Here is a 21,150-nt window from a genome sequence, read left to right as displayed (position 1 = left end):
CCCTCACCGCTTCTCCATCCCGATCGCCCCCGCATAGCCCGTCAGCTCCAGATACCCGTGCCCGTGCGGGTTGCCGTCGAGCGTCACCGCGCCTTCCCAATAAAGCGCGCCAGTCGATTCACGCGAGTCCAGTTCCTGATCGTCGAGCAGCGGATTCAGCCGCCAGTGCAGCGCACCGACACGCACGTCCATCGCGACCGGATACACGGTGCTGGTGCGCGGAGAACGCCACTGCCGCAGCGGCGTGAATTCCACGTCGCCGGGCCCGTATTGCGTCGTGCGGCCCTCGCGGTCGCGCAGCGCGGCATGCGCCCAGATCGCATGACCGTCGCGCGCGCGGACCTTGAACGCCATCAGCGCGGCGCCGTCGTCGAGATTCGCGCCGAGCCAGTCCCAGCCCGCGGCATCCGGCGACAACAGCGTGCTCGACCACTCGTGATCCAGCCACGCGCGCCCCGTCACAGCGGTCGCCGCGCGCGCGCGGCCATCGGCGGACGGCCGCACCACGCTGCCCGTCACCTTAAGTTGCGGCTCGCTGTAGTAGTCGCTCGCCTGCTCCGGCAACGGCCCCTTCTGCGAATAGCCGCGCTCGCCCTGGAGCATCGGCGGCTGTGTCGGCGTGAAGGTGAGCTTGAGCGCGAAGTTCGCGGCATCCGCGACGACCGCGTAGCTGCCGTCCGCCGCACGCGTCATGCGCCAGCCGTCGAGCTTGACGTCGGTGTTGCCCTCACGCGCATACGCCAGACCGAAGCCCTGCCGCGCGATGTTCTGGTCATGCACGAGCCGTCCGTATGCCGGATCGGACAGCGCCGCGTGCGCGATGATCAGTTGCGCCGGATCGAACGCGCTCCTGCTGTCCGTCCCGCCCTTGCCCGTATTCGAGCGGAAGAACGTGATCTGGAAGCCGAGCGGCTGATGCTCCGGCGTGTCGAGCCAGCCCGTTGCATACCACCATTCGGTGCGATACGGCGGATGCGCGCCGCTGTCGCGCGGCCAGTCGATCCCTTGCCCCGGCACGACGGGTGCGAACGCCGCTTGCCCGGCGCATACGCTCGACACGACGAGCAACCCTCCGGCGATCCACGCGCGCATCACCAGTCCTCCCGCACGGCGCGCACGGCATCGACCGACACCGCCCGTCGACCGGATAACACCGCCGTCGCGCAGGAAGACGCCAGCATCACGCACGCGATGACCGCAATCGGCGTCCACGGCACATGCAGCGACATGCTCCAGTGGAACGACTGCGGATTCACGACGAACACGAGAATCAGGCTGATCGCGAAGCCGAGCAGACAACCCAGCGCGATGCCGAGCAGTGTCAGCCAGCCGGCCTCGGAGGCGAGCAGCGCCAGGATTTGCGCGCGCGTCACGCCTACGTGGCGCAGCATGCCGAACTCGCGTGCCCGCGCGAGCGTCTGCATCGAAAAGGTTGCGCCGACGCCAAACAAGCCGATCACGATCGCCACCGCCTCGAGCAAATAGGTCACCGCGAAGCTGCGATCGAAGATGGTGAGCGTGCGCGCGCGAATCTCGCCGGGCTGGGAGAACTCGAGCGTGCCGCCGAACGGCAGCCGCTTGAGCGCGCCGATCACCTGCGCGGCGCTCGAACCGGCGCGCAGCGTGATGGCGATATCCGTCGCGGTCAGGTCGCCCGTCAGCTTGCGATAGTCGCCGATGCGCATCTGCAATGCGCCCGTCTGGCGCACGTAGTCGCGCCAGATTCCCGCGACGACAAAACGCGCGTCCTTCCCGCCGACCGGTAACGTCACACGTTCGCCGACGCGATATCCATACAGATCCACCATCGCCTCCGAGGCCCACACCGGCGTTTCGTCGGCACGCCACGCGGACGTCGGCAACACGGCGCCGGTCATTTGCAGCGTCGCGCCGGGATCGGCGGCATCGAGTTCGCGTGCGATCAACACGACCGGCGGCTTCGCGGCGTCGAGCGTCAGTTTCGACGTGCGCGTGAACGCCGCATGCGCGACGCCGTCCGCCGCCGCCAGTTGTGCCTGCTGCGCGGGATCGAGGCCGCCGGTGTCGCCGCCAGAGGCCATGCGCACGTAGAGATCGGCGGAGAGCAGATGCGCGAGCCAGTCTTCCACCGACACGCGAAAACTCGTCACCATGATCGCCATTGCGACGATCAGCGTGAAGCTCGACAGCACACCGCCCATCGCGATGGACGCCTGCCCTGGCGCATTCGCGAGGCGCGCGAGCGCGAGCGTCGCGACGGCGCTGCGGGAACGCGGCGCGCGACGGAAGGCGCTGGCGGTGAGACGCGGCATCAGCGCAATGCCGCCGACGAGCAGCAGCGCGACCGCCACATAACCGGCGACGGGCGTCTCGAACAGCGGCGGCGCCTGCGTGAGCGCCGCGCCGAGCACGAGGCAGGCGAGCGCGGGCCACGGCGTGCCGAGCGGCGTCAGCGCGGCTTCCTCGCTGCCGGCCTTGAGCGCGGGCGCGGGCCGCGTGCGCGCCGCTTCGAGCGCCGGCGCGAGCGTGCCCGCCAGCGCGACGCCGATGCCGAGCGCCAGGAAAATCCCGCTCGCGACCGGTTCGAACGCGACGCGCGGCTCGACGCCCGGGAAGTATCCGCCGCCGAGATCGCTGCCGAAGAAGCGCAGCGCGAGCGCCGCGACGGTGAAGCCGAGCGCAATGCCGAGCACGCCGCCCGCAACACCGAGCAAGGCGCCTTCGACCATGATCTGCCGCACGAGCGCCGCGCGCGTCATGCCGAGCACGCGCAGCAACGCAAATTGCGCGCGACGGCGCACGACACCCGCCGCCTGGGTCGAGAAGACGAGGAATGCACCGGTGAACAGCGCGACGAGAGCGAGCACGTTCATGTTGATGCGATACGCGCGCGAGAGCCGGTCCGTGCGGCTTTCGACATCGCTCGTTTCCGTCACGACGAAGCGCGCGCCGAGTTCGCGTTGCAGTGTCTGCCGAAATGCCTCGCGGTCCACGCCGCGCGCCAGTTGCAGATCCACGCGCGAGAGCTTGCCTTCGAGCGCGAAATGCGTCTGCACAGCGGCGATGTCCATCACGGCGATGCGCTGGCCGGGCCGCGTCCGCGCGATCCCGCCCGCCATGCGCAGCATCACGGGCGCGGTGCCGTTCTGCAATTCGACGGGCGCGCCGTTGCGTGCGCCGAGCCAGGTCTGCGCGGCGGAAGAGAGGAAGATGGCGTCGCCGGCGAGCACATCGAGCGGCGCTTGCGGCGACGGCACACCGACAAGATCAGGCGCAATGCGCCGCGCGCGAAACACGTCCGCGCCCAGCAGCTTGAGCGGCGCGCTCTTGCCGGGCACGGCGGCATCGACTTCGAGCACCGGGCTCGCGACCGCCACACCCGCATGCGTCGCCAGCCGCGGATAGATCTGCTCGTCGATGAAAGGCTGTGCGCCGCGCACCTGCAAGTCCGCCTGCCCCGAGAGACTGCGCGCGGCGGCCGAGAACTCGTTGAAGGCCGCGCCGTTGATCAGTTGCACCGCATAGCCCAGGCCGACGCCCAGCGCGATCGTCAGCACCGCGACCAGCGCGCGGCCACGATGACTGCGCCATTGCGCGGCGAGCAGCCAGCGCGCGAGCGTGTCGAAGCCGTGCTTCATCCTGGCGCCGCTCATCGCTGCAGCGTTGCAGCGTGCAATGCGCCGTCGCGCAGGATCACCACCCGGTCGGCGAAGGCCGCCGCCGCTTCCGAGTGCGTGACCATCACGGTCGCCGCGCCGGTCGATTGCGTTTCAGCACGCAACAGCCCGAGCACTTCATGCGCCGTCTGCGGATCGAGATTGCCGGTGGGTTCGTCGGCCAACAACAAACGCGGCCGATGCACCAGCGCCCGTGCAATCGCCACACGTTGCAGTTCGCCGCCGGACAGCTGACGCGGCATGTCGCCGTCGCGGCCCGCCAGACCGACCGCCGCGAGCATCGCATGCGCCGCATCGGGCGATGCGCCGTTCAGCAGCAACGGCACCGCGACGTTCTGGAACAGCGTCAAATGCGGCAACACGTGGAACGCCTGGAACACGAAGCCCAGCTTCTGCCGGCGCAGGCGCGTGGCGGCGTCGTCGGGGAGACTGGAGATCACCGAGCCGTCGATCAGCACCTCGCCGCTGTCCGCGTGATCCAGTCCTGCGATCAGGTTCAGCAAGGTCGACTTGCCCACGCCGGAATCGCCCATCACCGCGACGAATTCGCCCGCGCCGAGCGCGAAGTCGAGCGCATCGAGCACCACGCGCCCGCCTTCGTAGGTCTTGGTCAGGCGGCGGCATTCGAGGGCGGGAGAGACGTCGGGGTCGGCGGGTTTCATGCGGAGGGATCGGGCTCAATCAAAGCACAGGCTTGGAGGCAAGCATTGTGCCCAATCTTCGGCGTACGCGTGATATCGAAACGGCCGAGGCGTCAGGACTGCGGCAACGTACCGGGCCGGATATACGGGAACATGTGCGCGACGTAATCCGGCTTGCCAAGGACGACGCCGTGACTGCGCAAGATCGAATAAGCAGTCACCGCATGAAAATAGAACTGCGGGAGCGACCAGTCGCGCGCATATTCCTCGCCGGTCATGTCGAAGATGACGCCGTTCGGCAGATCCAGCGCGATCGGGCGGTTCGCGGCGTCATCGAGCGCATCCGGGGTCAGCAGCGACAGGAACGACACCGCCTCCTGAATGCGCGCCTTGGCGTCGGCGAAGGTGCCCGGCGCTTCGTTCGACTTCACGCCTTCCTCCCGCACCTGCCGCAACGCCTGCGGCACGTCTTCGCCGCGCAAGCGATACACCGGTTCCTGGGCCTGAAAGCACGCGAAACGAACCTGCGCGGCGAGCGGAAACATGTCGGGCGCGAGACGCAGCGTCATCAGCATGTCGAGGCCGGCGGCCGCTTCGCCACTCTTGTCCTTGTCGGGCCCGGCGGCCTTGTCCAGCCATGCGGACAAGTTCTTCAGCGTCTGCACGAAGGTCGGGACCAGAAGACGGGTCAATTGCATGAAGCGCTCCACAGGTGGGAAAACTGCGATCTTATATCGATGCAGCCCCCGCCTGTGTTCATCGCGCCATCATCAACGCGGGCCGAACACGGCCACGCCCGTCTTGGTGCCGACATAGACCTTGCCGTTCGCGATCATCGGCGAGATGAACTTGTTGCTGCCGAACTGATCGCGCGTACCCGACTGATTGCTGTTGTAGAGCTCCGTGGCGAGATTGCCCGCGTCATAGGCATGCAGGATGCCGATGGCCGTGCCGTTCTCCACGCCCCACACGATGCCGTTCGTATTGCCGTTCGCCGAGATCACCGGCGCGAGGCCCGGGAAGCTCCAGGTCTGCGAGCTCTGGCTCGACGCCGTGGTCGCGAACACCGCGTTGACCACCGGGATCGCCTTCAGATGATCGCCGGCCGGACCCACGTACACCGTGTTGTTGTAGAACGCGGGCGCGCTGAACATCGGGCCGAAGATGGTCGAGAACAGCTCCTGGTAGATATGGTCGCCGTTGGAGTCGAAGTTGCCCATCGAATCACGGTTGACGATGAACAGCGCGCGCGTCTTGCCGCCGCCCACCGCGAGATGCCGCACGTTGCCGTTGATGTCCTTGAGGTCCGGCAGGAGCAGCACGCCGCCCGAGCCGAGGTCGAGGTCGGCGTTCGACTGCGCCACCGTATCCGAAGGCTCGAAGTAATCCGCGACGTGCAGGGTCGGCGTCGGCGAGACCTTGAGGAAGCCATTGCCGAAGTCGCCCTTGTTGGGCATGTCCTGCGCGTTGGTGGTGGGATCGAAGGTGCCGTTGCCGTCGAGGAAATAGACCGACGTGCCATCCGATGCAAGACCGGCGCCGCTCATCCAGATGCCGCCCATTTCGCCGTTCGGCGTGACGTTCAATACTCCGGCTTGCTTCAACGTGTCCGCGTTATAGCTGATGACCCAGCCGGTGTACGGCAGCGCATCGCAATGCGAACTCCAGGCCGTGTAGACCACGCCATTGAGCAGCAACAGCGAAGCCCGCTCGATGTACTGTCCCGGCGTGAACGGCACGACGCCATTGACGCTTCCCGAACCCGTGCCCGGATAGGAAGCGGTGATTTCCGCGGGGCCGTTGAAGAGTTCGGCGCCCGTGGCGATATCGAGCGCATGGAGCCGCTGATGATATGCACCGCCCGTGTCCTTCGACATCGCGACCACATACATCGTCCCATTCGGTCCACGCGTGCGGTCGATGACCGGCGTCGACGTGATGCCGATGGTCGGCGTGGTCTGGTTGCAGCCGTGGTCGTCGCTGGGCACTTCGCCCGTCGGCAAGGTCGTCACGCGCCACAGCACGGTGCCGGTGTCGGCATCGAACGCATACACGCTGCCCGCCTCGGTGGCGACGTAGAGCACGTTGTGCGTGCCGCCTGCAATCGGCACGCTGCCGAGGAAGAGCGGTTGCGCGTCGACGGCGCCGTCCACCGTATAGAAGCCGATCTTGCCGAAGGTGTTGGCGTTGACGTTGGCGGGCGCCAGCCGGGTTTCGTTCAATTGCTGGGCAGTGCGGAGGTTGTCGTTGTGATAGGTAGTGACGTCGGCGGGGGTGGATGCTGATGGCTGCGTCGTTGTCGGCGTACTGGCGCCGGAAGGCGAACTGGCACCGGAGGGCGTGCTGGCGCCGGAAGGCGTACTCGCGCCCGAAGGCGAACTGGCGCCGGACGGAGTGGACGCACCCGTCGGGCTCGACGCGGAAGAGGGATTCGATGCCGGCGATGCACCGCCCGTGGAAGATCCCGAATCGGAACTTGAACTGCCGCCGCTACATCCGGCAAGCAACAGTGCGAAAGCGATTGCCATCACGCCAAACGTCGAGTGCCCTTTCATCTGCGAACCTCCGGTTCTTGAGAAGTCAAGCTCGATGCTTTCGCGATTATTGCCTGCGAAGGCTAAAGAATAATAAAGATGATCGGGACTCCGCTACTGTTTGTCGAAGGGATTCAAAAATGTTGTGCATGGTATGAGGAATGCCGCCTCTCGAGAGAGCGCTTTTTACCTGCCAGGTAATCGACATCGCTCAGTCTTACCGCGAACATGGACATACCCGCTTAATGGAGTGTCCATCATGTCCGCTTATGCCGTTGCGCATCTTCATGACGTCGTCATGAACGACGACATCATTCGTTATCTCGACGAGATCGATGCCACGCTCGCACCGTTCGAAGGCCGCTTCATCGTGCATGGCGCGCCGCCCGATGTGCGCGAAGGGCAGTGGCGAGGCGATCTGGTCATCATCGAGTTTCCGTCGCTGGCCGAGGCGCGCGCGTGGTACGGATCGGATGCCTATCGGGTCATCCTGCCGCTCAGGACCAACCATTCGCGCGGCGCGGTCATTCTCATAGAGGGTGTCGAGGCAGGGCATCGCGCCGGCGATATCCTGCGCTAAGACGAACTTGCCTTGCTTGACGGAATTCCAAGCGAAGCGGCTGAGCGCGGCTAAGCAAAGTTTTAGTGTTCTTGTAGTGCTTTTGCTTAAGCGGCTGCAAGCTTATCGGCTCGGGATATTCAGCCGTTGTCGCCGCCCGCCACCGGCAGCACGGCCCCGGTGATATAGCTGGCTTCATCGGACGCGAGAAACAGGATCGGAGCGATCTGTTCGTCCAGCGTGCCGTAGCGTTTGAAGAAGGTCGATTCCTTGACCTGCCGCACCGCTTCGTTCATCCAGGTCTTCTCCTGCTCGCTATCGCCGGCGGCATTGCGCGGCACGCGACGCGGCGGCGCCTCGGTTCCGCCCGGCGCGGCGGCCACCACGCGGATGTTGTGCTCGCCGTATTCCATCGCGAGCGCCTGCGTCATTGCATTCACGCCGCCCTTCGCCGCCGAATACGGCACGCGGCGAATCCCGCGCGTAGCGTTGGACGATACGTTGACGATGGTGCCGCCGCCGTTAGCGAGCAGATACGGCAGGACCGCGTGGCAGGCGTAAAGCGTCGGCATCAGCGAACGGCGGATCTCCGCGTCGATCTGCGCCGGCTCGAATTCACCAAAAGGGCGCATGCGGATCGCGCCGCCCACACCGTTGATCAGAATGTCGATACGGCCGAACGCGCGCACCGCGAACGCCATCGCGGCGGCAGCGCCTTCGTAGGTTTCGAGATCCGCGACGAAGCCCGCGGTCTGCGCGCCCCGCGCCTCGGCTGCTACCTCGGCGACGAAATCCGCGCGATCGACGAACAGCACCTTCGCGCCCTCCGCCGCCGCGCGCAACGCCACACCGCGCCCGATGCCCTGCGCCGCACCCGTCACGACCATCACCTTGCCGTCGAAACGTGGCGTGCTCATGCGGTCACCGGCGCGGCGTTGGGCGTGAACTTCTCGTAGTGGAAGCTGTTCGGCTTCACGCCGTTGTCGTCGAAATGCTTGCGCACGGCATCGACCATCGGCGGCGGACCGCACAGATACACGTCCACATCGCCGTCGTTGAGCGACTCGGCCGGCATGTGCTGCGTGACCCAGCCCTTGCGCGGATGCGCCGACGCCGCGTCGGCGACCACGGTGCTGAAGGTAAAGTTCGGCAGCTTCGCGGTGAAGGCCTCGATCGCTTCGACTTGCACCAGATCCAGATCGCGCGTCACGCCGTAGATCAGATGCACTTTCTGCTGCGACTCCGCGCGCGCCAGCACTTCCAGCATCGACAGGAACGGCGCCAGCCCGGTGCCGCCCGCGAGGAACAACAGCGGCCGCTCCACCGCGCGCAAGTAGAAGCTGCCGAGCGGTCCGGTGAGTTCGACCTTGTGGCCTGCCTGCGCGGATTCGAGCCAGGTGCTCATCACGCCGCCCGGAATCTTCTTGATGAGAAAGCTGATCTTCGTTTCACCCGGCGCCGACGAGAACGAATACGAACGATGCTGGCCGCTGCCAGGCACGTCGATGTTCACGTACTGGCCCGCGAGAAACACGGGCGCTGCGGCGTCCACATCGAGTTCGAGCACGACGGCGGCGTCGTTATGCGGTTCGATCTTCGTGACCGTCGCCGCGAACGTGCTCTGCCCGGTCTTGCAGGCCGTCGACGATGCCGGCACCGCGATCACGCAATCGCTCTCCGGAATCATCTGGCAGGTGAGCACGTGACCGCTGTCCTTTTCGTCTTCGGTGAGCGCGTCGTCGATGTACTCGTCGCCGAGATCGTAGCGGCCGCTTTCGGCGCGGCATTTGCAGGTGCCGCAGACGCCGTCGGAGCAGTCCATCGGCAGGTTGATCCGGGCGCGGAATGCGGCGTCGAGCACTTTTTCGCCCGCCTTGCATTCGACAAAGCGCGTCACGCCGTCCTCGAAATTCAGTGCAATGTTGAAGCTGGTCATGTTGCCTCCTGCGTGCTGTCTCTCATCGCGGAACTCAGACGTGATACACGTCGAGCACCTGGCGAATGGTGTCGTTCTTGAGCACGATCTTCTTTCTCGCGATCAAGAGAATGTCGTCGACCTTGCGGAACGTGACGAAGATCGTGCCGAAGAAATGATCGGTGATCTTGTAGCGGTGATTCAGCGTGTCGAAGTTATAGCGGACGTCCACTTCGTTGCCGCGCTCGGCCAGCACTTCCACGTTCGTCACGTTATGGCTCGTGCGCGGCTCGGGCAACGAGGCGCCGCTGCGTTCCGTCTTGATGCGGAACACGCGGTCTTCGAGTCCGCCCCGGTCGGGGTAGTACATCAGCGAGATCTGGCTTTCGTGATCGTCGGTGAGCTGGTCGTCGTCGTCCCACGCGGGCATCCAGTAAGTCACGTCTTCCGCATAACAGCCGAGCCATTCGTCCCACTGGCGGTCATCGAGAAAGCGCGCCTCGCGATACAGCGCGGCACAGATGGTCTGGTAATCGAAGCTCATGCCGGCACCTCCGCTTGCTCCTTCTTCAGCGCGTCGCGCATCACCTCGACCCAGTACTCGTGCTGACAGACGAACAGCCCTTCGTCCTCGCTGCGCTCGCCCGAGATGAGCGGCTTGAGGCCCATGTGCCTGGCGTTCTCGTCCGCGCCTTCAATCCACAGCGGCGCGCCGCGCGACAGGTCGTTCCACAGCGCAGTCGTGCCCGCATAACCGGCCTGGCATGCGCGGAATTCCTCGAGGTCGTCGCTCGTGCCCATGCCGGTGACGTTGAAGAAGTCCTCGTACTGACGGATGCGCAGTGCCCGCTGCTCCGCGCTTTCGCCCTTCGGCGCGAAGCAGAAGATGCTGACCTCGGTCTTGTCGACGCCGAGCGGACGCACCACGCGGATCTGCGTGCTGAACTGGTCCATCAGGAACACGTTCGGATACAGGCACAGGTTGCGGGTCTGGTTGACGATGAAGTCCGCCTTTACTTCGCCAACCCGCGCCTTGAGTTCCTCGCGATGCCGGTACACCGGCCGCACTTCCGGATTCATCGTCCGGGTCCACAGCAGGATGTGGCCGTGCTCGAAGCCGTACACGCCCGCCACCGACTTGCTCCAGCTGTTGGCATCGACGGCCTTGGTGCCTTCGACCTTGCGGCGGCCCATCGTCGCGGCATAGTTCCAGTGCACGGTGCTGACGTGATAGCCGTCGCAGCCGTTTTCCATCTGCATCTTCCAGTTGCCGTCGTAGATATAGGACGAGTTGCCGCGCAGCACTTCGAGCCCGTCCGGCGCCTGATCGACGATCTGGTCGATGATCACGCGAGTCTCGCCGAGATAGTCTTCGAGCGGCATCGAATCCGGGTTCAGGCTGCCGAACAGGAACCCGCGATAGTTCTCGAAGCGCGGCACGCGGCGCAGATCGTGCGAGCCCTGCTTGTTGAACTGCACCGGATATTCAGTGGTCTTCTCGTCCTTCACCTTCAGCAACTTGCCGGTGTTGGAGAAGGTCCAGCCGTGGAACGGGCACGTGAAGCTGCCCTTGTTGCCGTGCTTGCGGCGGCAGAGCATCGCGCCCTTGTGGGCACAGGCGTTGATGACCGCATGCAGTTCGCCGGTCTTGTCGCGCGTCACGACCACCGGCTGCCGGCCGATCCATGTCGTGTAGTAGTCGTTGTTCGCGGGAATCTGGCTTTCGTGCGCCAGATAAACCCAGTTGCTCTCGAAGATGTGCTTCATCTCGAGATCGAACAGGTCGGCGTTCGTGAAGATGTCGCGGCGGCAGCGGTAGACGCCGCTTTCCTTGTCGTCCTGAACGGCGGTTTGCAGCAGATCGTCCAGTTGCCGGGCGCGGTCGTTGATGGCGGACATGAGTGCTCTCCCTATGCGGGCTTCAGTGAACGAAGCCCTTGCATCGGTGAAGTTTGATTCGGGGTAGGAAGGCGGCCGCGCAGTCCGCGCGCCGCCGCGTCAAGACGAGGCGCTCAAGCCGCGACGCTTGCGCGCGGACGCTCCACCAGCTGGTTGTCCTTGCCCTGCACGAGCGAGGTGAGCTGGATGTCGAAGTCAATCTCGCGGTACGCATCGTCCTTCAGTCCGAGCGCCGCGCCGCCGCTCTTCTCGACCACGTGCGGCACCAGTTCTTCGCGGGTCGCGTAGGCGAAGTCGTCCCAGATCAGCGGATCGCCTTCGATGTTGATCTGCGTCGTCAGCTTGCGATGCTGGTCGCTGGAGACGAAGAAATGCACGTGCGCCGGACGGTTGCCATGACGTGCAAGGGCATCGAGCAGTTGCTGCGTCGCGCCCTGCGGCGGACAGCCGTAGCCCACCGGCATCAGCGTGCGGAACTCATAGACGCCGTCGGCGCCGGTCCTGACCGCGCCGCGCAGGTTGAAGTCGCTTTGCGCGCCGGTCGGGTCGAAGTGCGAGTAGAAGCCGTGCGAGTTCGCGTGCCAGCATTCCACTACCGCGTGCGCCACCGGCTTGCCGTCGGGACCCGTCACCTTGCCGCGGATCACGAGCGGGCCGGCGTCGGCATCGGCGTCGAGATCGATCTTCGACACGCCGTCGCGCACCGGCGCGCCGGCCACGTACAGCGGGCCTTCGATCGTGCGCGGCGTGCCGCCGTGGATGTCGGCTTCGCGGTCCGCCGCATCCATGCGGATGTCGAGGAACTTCTCCAGGCCGAGGCCGGCAGCCAGCAAGGCGGCTTCGCCATCCTGGCCCAGCTTGTTGAAGTAGGTGACGCCGGCCCAGATTTCATCGGGCGTCATGTCGAGGTCGTCGATGGCCTTGAACAGGTCGCCCAGCAAGCGATGCGTAATCAGCTTCGCGCGGGCATTGCCGTCCTCACCGCCGAGATTGGAAGCGGCCTTCAGCAGGTCCTGCACTTCCTTCGTATCGAACACTTTGACGTTCATGTCTGCTCCTGTGTCTCGCTGTTTTTAGTGGGGTTAACCCCTGCTCCAGCGCCGACACAGATATGCTCGGAAGGTATGATCGGGTGCTGAAACAGAGCGTGAAGGCAGAATAGTCGACGCCAGAACGCCCGGTCCAACACTGATTTAGTATTGGGCTATATCCAGGAGGTATCGAAATGGAATTGCGGCATCTTCGTTATTTCGTCGCGGTGGCGGAAGAGCGCAACTTCACGCGCGCGGCGCAGCGGCTGCATATCGCCCAGCCGCCGTTGAGCCGGCAGATCCAGCAGCTCGAAGAAACGCTCGGCGTGCAGCTGTTCGAACGCGCGTCGCGTCCGCTCAAGCTGACCGAGACGGGAAAGTTCTTCTATTCCCACGCAGTGCAGTTGCTGGCGCAGACCTCCGAGCTGGAATCGATGACGCGGCGCGTGGGCAATATCGAACGCAGTCTTTCGGTTGGATTCGTGGGTTCGACGCTGTACGGCATGCTGCCGAAGATCATCCGCCGGTTCCGCGACGAAAACGCCACCGTCGAACTGAGTCTTCACGAGATGTCGACGATGGACCAGATCCGCGCGCTGAAGGACGGGCGCATCGACGTCGGGTTCGGCCGGATCCGGCATGAAGACGCCAACATTCGCCGCGTGATCCTGCGCGAGGAAAAGATGATCGTCGCGCTGCCGGTGGGTCATCCGCTGTCGCTGGTCAAACCGGTGCTCGCACTGCGCGACCTGATCAACGAAACGCTCATCATCTTTCCGAAGGCGCCGCGTCCCAGTTACGCGGATCAGGTGCTGTCCGCGTTTCAGGACCGCGGGCTCGCGCCGCGCAAGACCTACGAAGTGCGCGAGTTGCAGATCGCGCTGGGTCTGGTCGCGGCGGGCGAAGGCATTTCCGTGGTGCCGAGCAGCGTCTACGGTCTCAAGCGCGACGACGTCAGCTATCAGGAACTCGACGATCCGACGCTCGTCTCGCCAATCATCATGAGCATGCGCGCGCTCGACGAGTCGCGCGACATCCGCGAGATGCTCGAACTCATCTACCGGCTGTATGAGGAGGAACGCATCGACTACACCCCGCGCACCGACCGGGGTACGTGACACGCTCATACCTCGAGGGTATGAGACTAGACGTCGATGGTCTTGGACAGGCGAATATCGGGCGCGCAATACTTCAGCAACCCTCCCTTCCCGACATTTCAGGTATGAACGCCCACATCACGTCCGTCTCAGCGATCCTGGTCGATCTCCCGACTATCCGCGCGCATCAGCTCGCCATGGCGACGATGCAGCAGCAAACCCTCGTCATCGTGCGCCTGCGTTCGAGCGACGGCATCGAAGGCATCGGCGAGGCCACGACGATCGGCGGGCTGTCTTATGGCGACGAGAGTCCCGAAGGCATCAAGCTGACCATCGATACCTATCTGGCGCCGGCGCTCGTCGGTCAGGACGCGACCAACATCAACGCGGCGATGCTCCGGCTGAACAAGGTCGCGCGCGGCAACCGCTTCGCCAAGTGCGCGCTGGAAACCGCGCTGCTCGATGCGCAGGGCAAGCGCCTCGGCGTGCCGCTGAACGAACTGCTCGGCGGCGCGGTGCGCAAGACGCTGCCGGTGCTCTGGACGCTCGCGAGCGGCGACACCGGGCGCGACATCGAGGAAGCCGAGATGCTGCTCGCCGAGCGCCGCCATCACACGTTCAAGCTGAAGATCGGCCGGCGCGGCGTGCGTGACGACGTGGCGCACGTGTCGAAGATCAAGGCGGCGCTCGGCGATCGCGCGAAGGTCACGGTGGATGTGAACCAGGCCTGGAACGAGACCGACGCGGCGCTCGGCATCGAAGCGTTGCAGGCGGCGGGCATCGACCTGATCGAACAGCCGACGCCGCGCGAACAGCGCGACGCGCTGGCGCGGCTCGCGGCGCGCTTCATCGTGCCCATCATGGCCGACGAAGCCGTGACCGGGCCGGAAGACGCGCTCGAACTGGTACGCAACGCCTGCGCCGATGTGTTCGCGCTGAAGATCGCGAAATCGGGTGGCATCTACGGCATGTTGCGCACCGCCGCCATCGCGGACGCGGCCGGCGTCTCGCTGTACGGCGGCACGATGCTCGAAGGCAGCATCGGCTCGATTGCTTCGGCGCACGGCTTCAGCGCGTTGCCGCAGCTTGCGTGGGGCACCGAACTCTTCGGACCGCTGCTGCTGAAGGACGACATCGTCACCGCGCGCCCGCACTACCGCGACTTCGACCTGCATCTGCCGGAAGGACCGGGTCTCGGCTTGCAGATCGACGAAGACAAGCTCGCGTTCTATCGCCGCGACAAGCGCGCCTGAACACGGCTCCATCACCACGGCATCCGCGCGCGGCCCGAACGGCGGGGATGTCTTCAATCATCCGGAGAAACGACATGCTTTATCTGGTACGAATGGACGTGCACCTGCCGCACGACATGCCCGCAGCCACGGCCGATTCCATCAAGGCGCGCGAGAAGGAATACTCGCAGGAACTGCAGCGCTCCGGAAAGTGGCAGCAACTGCACCGCGTGGTGGGCGAGTACGCGAACTACAGTGTCTTCGACGTCGACTCGCACGACGAGCTGCACACCCTGCTTTCGGCGCTGCCGCTGTTTCCGTACATGACAGTCAAGGTGACCGCGCTCGCGAAACACCCTTCGTCGATTCATTGAGTGCGCGCGCCGCGGCTTCGTGCGGGCGAAACGGCGCGTGTCGGGCCAACGCACGCACGAACGACGATAGGCCTTGCACCTGAATTTCAGTAAATTGGCTGATTTCAGCAAATGTTGAAACTAGCCAAAACAGTGAAAACTGGCGGATTTTCAGTAAATATGGTATTTTCAACAAATGCTGAAACCAGGCTATTTGATGAAAGACCCCCTTCCCACCGGAGAATCCGCTCCCAGTCTGCAGCAAGCCAAATCGGCCTTGCGGGACTTGCTCGCGCGCGTCCCCGTGCTCAGGGTTGAAGGCATCGACACGGTTTCCGAGTTCGACGACTGGAAACCGGACCTCATCTTCCGGATCACGGTGAATGACCAACGGCACTCGCTCATCTGCGTGCTCAAGCCAAGCGGTCAACCGCGCTACGCGCGCGCCGCGCTGCTGGAGTTGCGCCGTCATGTCGCGCGCCATCCGCCGGGCGCCACACCTGTGTTCATCGCCCCGTATATTTCGCCCGCAGTCAGGCAGATGTGCAGCGAGGAACACGCAAGCTATCTGGACCTGCAGGGCAACACCCGGATAGCGTTCGGCAACGTCTTCATCGAACGCATCGTGGCGGACAAGCCGCAGGCGGAACAACGCGAACTCAAGTCCCTGTTCAGACCGAAATCCGCGCAAGTGTTGCGGGTCATGCTGCGCGAGCCGGAGCGCGCGTGGCGCGTCAGCGACCTGGCAGACCTGTCGGGCGTCAGCCTCGGGCATGTCAGCAATGTCCGCAACGGCCTGCTCGACCGCGAATGGGCGCGCACCTCGGACGACGGACTCGTGCTCTGTGCGCCGGCCGCCCTGCTGGACGCATGGCGCGACAGCTACACCGCGCCGGCCGGCGAACTGCTGCGCTTCTATACGCCGCTGCACGGCAGCGCGCTCGAAGACGCAGCCCGCAATGCACTGCGCGCCCCGGACGCTTCCGGGCATGCGGCCTTCGCCTCCTTCTCGGCGGCGCAATGGCTGGCGCCCTACGGCCGCACCGGCACCCATTATTTTTTCGCCGATGACGACGGCCTGCGCACGCTGCAAGCCGCGCTCAAGCTGGCGCCGGTCCTGAAGGGCGAAAACGTGAGCATCCTTCTGCCGAAGGATCCGGCGCTGCTGGCCGATACCATCGAGCCCGCGCCGGGCGCCATCTGCACCAGCCCGGTCCAGACCTGGCTCGACCTCTCCATTGCCGGCGAACGTGGCGCGGAGGCCGCCGACCACCTGCGCCAGGAAAAACTTCCATGGTCCCGATGACACCTCCCCACGAACCGCAATCGGCCGCCGACTACGACGACCGCACCACCGCCGCCGTCAAGTCCGTGCTGATCGAAATGGGTCAGATCCTCGGCAGCTTCAAGGGCAAGTTCGCCATCATCGGCGGCGCGGTGCCGTGGCTGTTGCTGGCCAACGAGGACATGCCGCACGTCGGCACGCTCGACGTGGATGTCGGGCTCGATGCGGAAGCGCTCGGCGACGGCGAATACGCCACGCTCGTCGGCACGCTGCAAGGTCATGGCTACAGCCAGCGCGCCGGGCTGCGGCGCTTCCAGCTGGTGCGGCAGGTTGCCGTGCGCGACGGCGGGGAAGCGATCGACGTCATCGTCGATTTTCTGATGCCGCGCGATGCCGAGATCGTCAAGAACGTGCCGCCGCTGATCAGCGACTTCGCCGTGCAGCGCGCCGAAGGCGCCGACCTGGCCATGCGCTTCTATCAACTGGTGGCGGTGGCGGGACCGATGCCGAACGGCGGCACGAACCGCGTGGAGATTGCCGTCTGTTCCATCCCGGCGTTGCTGGCCATGAAAGGCCATGCGCTCGCGGGCCGCTACAAGCAGAAGGATGCGTACGACATCTACTATTGCGTGCGCAACTATGCCGGCGGCATCGAGGCGCTGGCAGCCGAGTGCCGGCCGCTGCTGGAGCATGCGAGCGGCGCGCGGGGCTTCGCTCACATCGCCGACAAATTCGCGTCCTTCGAGGCGCACGGCCCGACCTGCGTGAGGCGCTTCGTCGAAGATACGCGAGCGCTGGGCGACCGCACGCCGGACCAGTGGCAGCAGGACGCGTTCGGGCAGATCGACGCGCTGTTGCGCGCCATGGGCCTGCGCGAATGAAGCTTCAGCGCGACACCGCCAGCCCCGCCCGCGTCCGCCGGTTCCGCACGACATAGCCCACGCCGAGCGCCGCGAGCCACACGGGAATCAGATAAACCGACATGCGCAAGTCGGGAATCATGCACATCACGACGAGAATCCCGGCGAGGAACGCGAGACACAGATAATTGGTCAGCGGATAGCCGAGGCTGCGGAACGTGGTCGTTTCGCCGGCGCGCGCCTTCGCACGACGGAACCGCAGGTGAATCAGGCTGATCATCGCCCAGTTGATGATCAGCGCGGACACCACGAGGCCCATCAGCAATTCGAACGCCTTGCCCGGCATCAGGTAGTTGATCAGCACGCAGACGGCCGTCGCGAGCGCCGAGACGCCGAGCGCGGCGAGCGGAATGCCGCGCGCGTTGACCCGCAGCAGCGCGCGCGGCGCATTGCCCTGCTGCGCGAGGCCGTAGAGCATCCGGCTGTTGCAGTACACGCCGCTGTTGTAGACCGAGAGCGCCGCCGTCAGCACAACGGCATTGAGCACGTGCGCGACGAGATTGCTGTTCATCGCGTGGAAGATCAGCACGAACGGGCTGCCGCCGGTCACCACCTTCTGCCACGGATACAGCGACAGCAGCACGCCGAGTGCGCCCACGTAGAAAATGAGAATGCGGTAGATGACCTGATTGGTGGCGCGCGGAATGGTGTGCGACGGATCGTCCGCCTCCGCCGCCGTGATGCCCACGAGTTCCAGTCCGCCGAACGAGAACATGATGACGGCCATCGCCATCACGAGCCCCGAGACGCCGTTCGGGAAGAAACCGCCGTGGCGCCACAGGTTCGACACACTGGCCTCCGGGCCTGCGCTGCCGGAAAGCAGCAGATAGCCGCCGAAGCCGATCATCCCGACGATCGCGACCACCTTCACGATCGCGAACCAGAACTCCAGTTCACCATAAGACTTCACGCTCGTGAGGTTGATGGCGTTGATGACGCAGAAGCAGACGAGCGCCGAGATCCACGTGGGCATGCCCGGCCACCAGTACTGGACGTAGATGCCGACGGCGGAAAGCTCGGCCATCGACACGAGAATGTAGAGCACCCAGTAGTTCCAGCCTGACAGGAAGCCTGCATACTGGCCGCAGTACTTGTCGGCGAAATGGCTGAACGAACCGGCGACGGGTTCCTCGACCACCATTTCTCCCAACTGGCGCATGATGAAAAACGCAACGATGCCGGCAATGGCATAACCGAGCAGCACCGACGGACCCGCCGTCCTGATGGTCTGCGCAATGCCGAGAAACAATCCGGTGCCGATCGCCCCGCCGAGCGCGATCAACTGAATATGACGATTTTTCAGGCCGCGTTTGAGCGTGCCGTCTTCTTGCAATGCCACGTGCCCTCTCCCTCGTTATGCGGTTGAACCTGACACGGCGATGCCGAAGCGCGCGCCGTCCGTTTCAGGGGAATCAGTGTAGATTTCCTGCCGCACAATATGATTTCCTAACGGACACAGACAAACCCTGACTCAGCGATCAGAATTTCATCCGCGGCCTGTTTCGAGAAAGGAAATTGTATCGCGCCGGATCCGGCGCGAGATCGTGCACTGGAACGCGCGTTCGGTCGAGCCCCGGCAATCGGGGCTCGCGACGCGGTCAGCGCAACGGGAAGGGATGCAAAGCCAGGAAGCAACCGCGCCGCTCAGCGGGCCGGCCCGTGCGGACGGCGCTCGGGGCGATCCGTGCGATGCGGACGGTCGTGATCTTCGCTGATGGTGGAAATGGCGTGCTTGTAGATGGATTGCGCGCCGGCTGTCGAGCTGAGATAGACCATGTAAGGATCGAACGACTGGATGTGGCCCGTCAGCTTGATCCCGTTGACAAGAAAAATAGCGACGCGCTTGCGCTCTTTGCGCAACGCGTTCAGGAAATCATTTTGCGGATTTGTAACAGCTTCTGACATGGCAAGCTCGATCGGTAATTAAACAGGAATGGCCTTGCTGGCGCTTACGGTGAAATACATGAAGCCCAGCAGTCCACATGCCTTCAGTTGGTGCGTATCGGGTGGCCGGTTCATCGGCAATACGGCATTATCGCCGCCCGGCGTGCCGCAATCAGCGGCCGCCGGCCGCAGCGCCTGCCACGGCAAGCAGATCATGCGGATGAACCATCAACTCCCGGACCTGACGCAGTATCGGGTACTGATTCAGCACGGTAGCCCAGCGGGGCGAGGACAGCAACTCCTTCCATACAGGTTCCAGTTCGGCGGGTTCCGCCAGGAAGCCTTCGTCCAGCCGCGCCGCAAAGCTCAGACTCGCCGGAGCGGTCAGGAGTTGCATGCGGCCCGCCGCGTTCAGCAGGCGCGGCGCAGGCTCCGCGGGCGCATCGCAACAATACAGGATTGAACGCCTCAATGCGGCTTCATCCGTGCGCAACGCTGCCAGCGACGCGCCGCGCAGGCGCACTTCGCCCTCCCGCGCACCAAAGGCGTACTCGATGTCCGCTTCGGCGCACGCGAGCAGCCGCACGCCGCGCAGCAGCCGCGGGAAATCGGTCGCAGCGGCATCGACGGAGGATTTCGCCTCCACCAGCAGACACACATCCCAGGCCGAAGCCGCCGCGCCCGGCGCTGCGCGCCGCAACAGCACGGCATCCCACTCGCTCTTGGCGTGCGCCGCGCTGCCGGGAATCGTGGCCGGCACGCGCAGGGAGGTCACGACGCCATACTCCGCCCTCCCCGCTTCCAGATGATTGAGCCGCCGTGCCAGCGCGCGCAGGGCGTCCGCCGCCGACGCCTCCGCGCTCGCCCCGCGCGCTCGCGATCGCGCGCCGCGTGCGGCCGCCTCGTCGCTGCCCGGCGCCGGCCCCTGGCGGTCCCACAGCGCGCGGTAGCGGCGCACGCGCTCATCCTGCTCCAGCGTTTCGAGACGGAAGAGCCGTTCGAGCGGGGCACCACGCTGGAGACGCGCCAGCGCCTCGTGCAAGGAAGCGTCGGCGGCGACGTCGGGAAGGTCCAGCAACGCCTTCACGGCGTCCTGCAATTCGGCTGGACGCGCGACTGAAGCTGCCGCATGCAGGTGCGCCAGCAAGGTTCGCCGGACACCCGCCGGCGTACGGTCCAGCTTCGCCGGATGCGCGATTGCCGCCACTTCCGTGCGGATCCGTCTGCGGTCCTGAGCGGCCTGCGCCGAAAGCGACGCGTATTCGCCCACCCAGGCCGAGCGATGGCGCAGCACCAGGGCCTGGAATGCGGCATCGCCGGAATCGGGATGCATGGCATCGCCGATCAGGCGCGCGAGCGTATGCAGGAAACGCAGACGACAGGCGGCGTCGGGCGCCTCGCCGCGTGCGCTCGCCTCGCGCGCGCGCTCGATGTCGAGGGCGAGCGTGGTCGCCGGTTGCGCTGCGTCGAGCGGCCACGACGTCGGACCGATCTCCGTCAGCCGGTAGCGCTGCACGATTTCGTTCAGCAGGGCATCGAGCGGCGTGGGTCCGGCGCCGGGCGGCGGCACGCTATGATTTCGCATTTGCAGCGTCGCAGCCGGTCTTCGTGCATGCACGTTTCATCGTTTGCTCCAGGGGAGAAAGAAAATTGCAGACCATCGAGATCGATCGCATCGACCTGCGCCTGCTCGCCATGCTCCAGGCGCGCGGGCGCATTTCCAATCTCGAACTGGCCGAAGCCATCAGTCTCTCACCCGCGCAGACACTCAGGCGACATCGGCGCCTCGAGGAGCTGGGCGTCATCAAGGGCTATGAAACGCGTCTGGATGCCCAGATGCTCGGCTTCGGCGTGGTGGCCTTCATTCAGGTGACGATGGAGCGTGGCCACGTGCGCGATCTGGCCAAATTCAAAGGCGTGGTCAGCCGGCTGGCCGAGATCCAGGAGTGCTTCGCCGTGGCCGGCGACGTGGACTACATGCTGAAGGTGATCGCGCGGGATCTCAAGGGACTGTCGGAATTCCTGCTCGACACGTTGATGCGCATTCCCGGCGTGAGCGGCGTCAAGTCCAGCGTCTGTCTCGACGAACTCAAGTGCGTCAGTGCCGTGCCGCTCGAGTCATGAAGCGCAAAGGCATCGCGGCC

General features: G+C 65.1%; 21 protein-coding genes. 8 read left to right on the top strand and 13 right to left on the bottom strand.

Annotated features, from left to right (window positions below; genetic code table 11):
* Positions 1–3: 3 nt before the first annotated feature.
* The 5 genes from QCE64_RS21545 to QCE64_RS21525 all read right to left on the bottom strand — a co-directional run bounded on the left by QCE64_RS21545 (position 4) and on the right by QCE64_RS21525 (position 6,519).
* A complete protein-coding gene (locus QCE64_RS21545; protein ID WP_310006138.1) occupies positions 4–1,092 on the bottom strand; it encodes a carotenoid 1,2-hydratase in 1,089 nt (362 codons plus the stop codon).
* Positions 1,092–3,632 carry an FtsX-like permease family protein gene (locus tag QCE64_RS21540; RefSeq protein ID WP_310006136.1) on the bottom strand — a complete coding sequence of 847 codons (2,541 nt, stop codon included), beginning with the start codon at positions 3,630–3,632 and terminating at the stop codon, positions 1,092–1,094. Before QCE64_RS21540 ends, QCE64_RS21545 begins: the two co-directional genes overlap by 1 nt.
* Positions 3,629–4,318 carry an ABC transporter ATP-binding protein gene (locus QCE64_RS21535; RefSeq protein ID WP_309818523.1) on the bottom strand — a complete coding sequence of 230 codons (690 nt, stop codon included), beginning with the start codon at positions 4,316–4,318 and terminating at the stop codon, positions 3,629–3,631. The genes QCE64_RS21540 and QCE64_RS21535 overlap by 4 nt, the downstream gene beginning before the upstream one ends.
* 92 nt (positions 4,319–4,410) lie before the next feature.
* Positions 4,411–4,995: a DUF1993 domain-containing protein gene (locus tag QCE64_RS21530; RefSeq protein ID WP_309923374.1), complete on the bottom strand. Its 585-nt coding sequence runs from the start codon at positions 4,993–4,995 to the stop codon at positions 4,411–4,413.
* Positions 4,996–5,067: 72 nt separating this feature from the next.
* Complete coding sequence (locus QCE64_RS21525; protein WP_310006134.1) at positions 5,068–6,519, bottom strand: PQQ-binding-like beta-propeller repeat protein; 1,452 nt, start codon at positions 6,517–6,519, stop codon at positions 5,068–5,070.
* Positions 6,520–6,571: 52 nt separating this feature from the next.
* On the opposite strand from QCE64_RS21525, the gene QCE64_RS21520 reads away from it, so the two are divergent.
* Together QCE64_RS21520 and QCE64_RS21515 are read left to right on the top strand one after the other, a co-directional pair.
* Positions 6,572–6,925 carry a hypothetical protein gene (locus tag QCE64_RS21520; RefSeq protein WP_309933219.1) on the top strand — a complete coding sequence of 118 codons (354 nt, stop codon included), beginning with the start codon at positions 6,572–6,574 and terminating at the stop codon, positions 6,923–6,925.
* A gap of 165 nt (positions 6,926–7,090) precedes the next feature.
* The gene (locus tag QCE64_RS21515) at positions 7,091–7,411 is read left to right on the top strand and encodes a DUF1330 domain-containing protein (protein WP_310006131.1); all 321 of its coding nucleotides are present in this window, start codon (positions 7,091–7,093) and stop codon (positions 7,409–7,411) included.
* 119 nt (positions 7,412–7,530) lie between these two features.
* Here QCE64_RS21515 and benD read toward each other — a convergent pair whose 3' ends face one another.
* The 5 genes from benD to catA form a co-directional block, all read right to left on the bottom strand.
* On the bottom strand, positions 7,531–8,307 hold the full coding sequence (benD, locus tag QCE64_RS21510; RefSeq protein ID WP_310006129.1) for a benzoate diol dehydrogenase BenD: 777 nt from the start codon (positions 8,305–8,307) through the stop codon (positions 7,531–7,533).
* The gene (gene benC / locus QCE64_RS21505; protein WP_310006127.1) at positions 8,304–9,326 is read right to left on the bottom strand and encodes a benzoate 1,2-dioxygenase electron transfer component BenC; all 1,023 of its coding nucleotides are present in this window, start codon (positions 9,324–9,326) and stop codon (positions 8,304–8,306) included. Before benC ends, benD begins: the two co-directional genes overlap by 4 nt.
* A 34-nt stretch (positions 9,327–9,360) precedes the next feature.
* On the bottom strand, positions 9,361–9,849 hold the full coding sequence (gene benB / locus QCE64_RS21500) for a benzoate 1,2-dioxygenase small subunit (protein WP_309923363.1): 489 nt from the start codon (positions 9,847–9,849) through the stop codon (positions 9,361–9,363).
* Entirely contained in the window at positions 9,846–11,204 is a 1,359-nt protein-coding gene (locus QCE64_RS21495) for a Rieske 2Fe-2S domain-containing protein (RefSeq protein WP_309923361.1), read from the bottom strand. Before QCE64_RS21495 ends, benB begins: the two co-directional genes overlap by 4 nt.
* Positions 11,205–11,317: 113 nt before the next feature.
* On the bottom strand, positions 11,318–12,253 hold the full coding sequence (gene catA / locus QCE64_RS21490) for a catechol 1,2-dioxygenase (protein ID WP_309923359.1): 936 nt from the start codon (positions 12,251–12,253) through the stop codon (positions 11,318–11,320).
* Positions 12,254–12,429: 176 nt separating this feature from the next.
* Between catA and QCE64_RS21485 the strand changes: the two genes are divergently transcribed.
* The 5 genes from QCE64_RS21485 to QCE64_RS21465 all read left to right on the top strand — a co-directional run bounded on the left by QCE64_RS21485 (position 12,430) and on the right by QCE64_RS21465 (position 17,083).
* Complete coding sequence (locus QCE64_RS21485; RefSeq protein ID WP_309818503.1) at positions 12,430–13,353, top strand: LysR family transcriptional regulator; 924 nt, start codon at positions 12,430–12,432, stop codon at positions 13,351–13,353.
* A gap of 104 nt (positions 13,354–13,457) precedes the next feature.
* Positions 13,458–14,585, top strand: coding sequence for a muconate/chloromuconate family cycloisomerase (locus QCE64_RS21480; RefSeq protein ID WP_310006124.1), 1,128 nt, complete (start codon positions 13,458–13,460; stop codon positions 14,583–14,585).
* 74 nt (positions 14,586–14,659) lie between these two features.
* A complete protein-coding gene (catC, locus tag QCE64_RS21475; protein ID WP_309818499.1) occupies positions 14,660–14,938 on the top strand; it encodes a muconolactone Delta-isomerase in 279 nt (92 codons plus the stop codon).
* 196 nt (positions 14,939–15,134) lie between these two features.
* Positions 15,135–16,223 (top strand): hypothetical protein, encoded by a 1,089-nt coding sequence (locus tag QCE64_RS21470; RefSeq protein ID WP_310006122.1) that lies wholly within the window; start codon positions 15,135–15,137, stop codon positions 16,221–16,223.
* Positions 16,211–17,083 carry a nucleotidyl transferase AbiEii/AbiGii toxin family protein gene (locus QCE64_RS21465; protein ID WP_310006120.1) on the top strand — a complete coding sequence of 291 codons (873 nt, stop codon included), beginning with the start codon at positions 16,211–16,213 and terminating at the stop codon, positions 17,081–17,083. Before QCE64_RS21470 ends, QCE64_RS21465 begins: the two co-directional genes overlap by 13 nt.
* 4 nt (positions 17,084–17,087) lie before the next feature.
* On the opposite strand, the gene QCE64_RS21460 is transcribed toward QCE64_RS21465, so the two are convergent.
* The 3 genes from QCE64_RS21460 to QCE64_RS21450 all read right to left on the bottom strand — a co-directional run bounded on the left by QCE64_RS21460 (position 17,088) and on the right by QCE64_RS21450 (position 20,591).
* On the bottom strand, positions 17,088–18,461 hold the full coding sequence (locus tag QCE64_RS21460) for an amino acid permease (protein WP_310006118.1): 1,374 nt from the start codon (positions 18,459–18,461) through the stop codon (positions 17,088–17,090).
* Positions 18,462–18,766: 305 nt separating this feature from the next.
* Entirely contained in the window at positions 18,767–19,027 is a 261-nt protein-coding gene (gene hfq / locus QCE64_RS21455) for an RNA chaperone Hfq (RefSeq protein WP_309818489.1), read from the bottom strand.
* Positions 19,028–19,178: 151 nt separating this feature from the next.
* Positions 19,179–20,591: a 3-deoxy-D-arabino-heptulosonate 7-phosphate synthase gene (locus QCE64_RS21450; protein WP_310006116.1), complete on the bottom strand. Its 1,413-nt coding sequence runs from the start codon at positions 20,589–20,591 to the stop codon at positions 19,179–19,181.
* A gap of 65 nt (positions 20,592–20,656) precedes the next feature.
* Here QCE64_RS21450 and QCE64_RS21445 point away from each other — a divergent pair, with 65 nt between their 5' ends.
* On the top strand, positions 20,657–21,130 hold the full coding sequence (locus tag QCE64_RS21445; RefSeq protein WP_310006114.1) for an Lrp/AsnC family transcriptional regulator: 474 nt from the start codon (positions 20,657–20,659) through the stop codon (positions 21,128–21,130).
* Positions 21,131–21,150 lie beyond the last annotated feature (20 nt).

The organism is Caballeronia sp. LZ043 (genome assembly GCF_031451075.1).
Classification (GTDB): domain Bacteria; phylum Pseudomonadota; class Gammaproteobacteria; order Burkholderiales; family Burkholderiaceae; genus Caballeronia.
Note: the sequence above shows the minus strand (reverse complement) of the source record. Positions and strands in the feature narration are given on the sequence as shown.

Coding starts and splice junctions, on each gene's coding strand:
- benB (WP_309923363.1), bottom strand. CDS start 9,849: ATGAGCTTCGATTACCAGACCATCTGTGCCGCGCTGTATCGCGAGGCG.
- hfq (WP_309818489.1), bottom strand. CDS start 19,027: ATGTCAGAAGCTGTTACAAATCCGCAAAATGATTTCCTGAACGCGTTG.
- QCE64_RS21545 (WP_310006138.1), bottom strand. CDS start 1,092: ATGCGCGCGTGGATCGCCGGAGGGTTGCTCGTCGTGTCGAGCGTATGC.
- QCE64_RS21485 (WP_309818503.1), top strand. CDS start 12,430: ATGGAATTGCGGCATCTTCGTTATTTCGTCGCGGTGGCGGAAGAGCGC.
- QCE64_RS21470 (WP_310006122.1), top strand. CDS start 15,135: ATGAAAGACCCCCTTCCCACCGGAGAATCCGCTCCCAGTCTGCAGCAA.
- QCE64_RS21465 (WP_310006120.1), top strand. CDS start 16,211: ATGGTCCCGATGACACCTCCCCACGAACCGCAATCGGCCGCCGACTAC.
- catA (WP_309923359.1), bottom strand. CDS start 12,253: ATGAACGTCAAAGTGTTCGATACGAAGGAAGTGCAGGACCTGCTGAAG.
- QCE64_RS21480 (WP_310006124.1), top strand. CDS start 13,458: ATGAACGCCCACATCACGTCCGTCTCAGCGATCCTGGTCGATCTCCCG.
- catC (WP_309818499.1), top strand. CDS start 14,660: ATGCTTTATCTGGTACGAATGGACGTGCACCTGCCGCACGACATGCCC.
- QCE64_RS21540 (WP_310006136.1), bottom strand. CDS start 3,632: ATGAGCGGCGCCAGGATGAAGCACGGCTTCGACACGCTCGCGCGCTGG.
- benD (WP_310006129.1), bottom strand. CDS start 8,307: ATGAGCACGCCACGTTTCGACGGCAAGGTGATGGTCGTGACGGGTGCG.
- QCE64_RS21535 (WP_309818523.1), bottom strand. CDS start 4,318: ATGAAACCCGCCGACCCCGACGTCTCTCCCGCCCTCGAATGCCGCCGC.
- benC (WP_310006127.1), bottom strand. CDS start 9,326: ATGACCAGCTTCAACATTGCACTGAATTTCGAGGACGGCGTGACGCGC.
- QCE64_RS21495 (WP_309923361.1), bottom strand. CDS start 11,204: ATGTCCGCCATCAACGACCGCGCCCGGCAACTGGACGATCTGCTGCAA.
- QCE64_RS21530 (WP_309923374.1), bottom strand. CDS start 4,995: ATGCAATTGACCCGTCTTCTGGTCCCGACCTTCGTGCAGACGCTGAAG.
- QCE64_RS21450 (WP_310006116.1), bottom strand. CDS start 20,591: ATGCGAAATCATAGCGTGCCGCCGCCCGGCGCCGGACCCACGCCGCTC.
- QCE64_RS21515 (WP_310006131.1), top strand. CDS start 7,091: ATGTCCGCTTATGCCGTTGCGCATCTTCATGACGTCGTCATGAACGAC.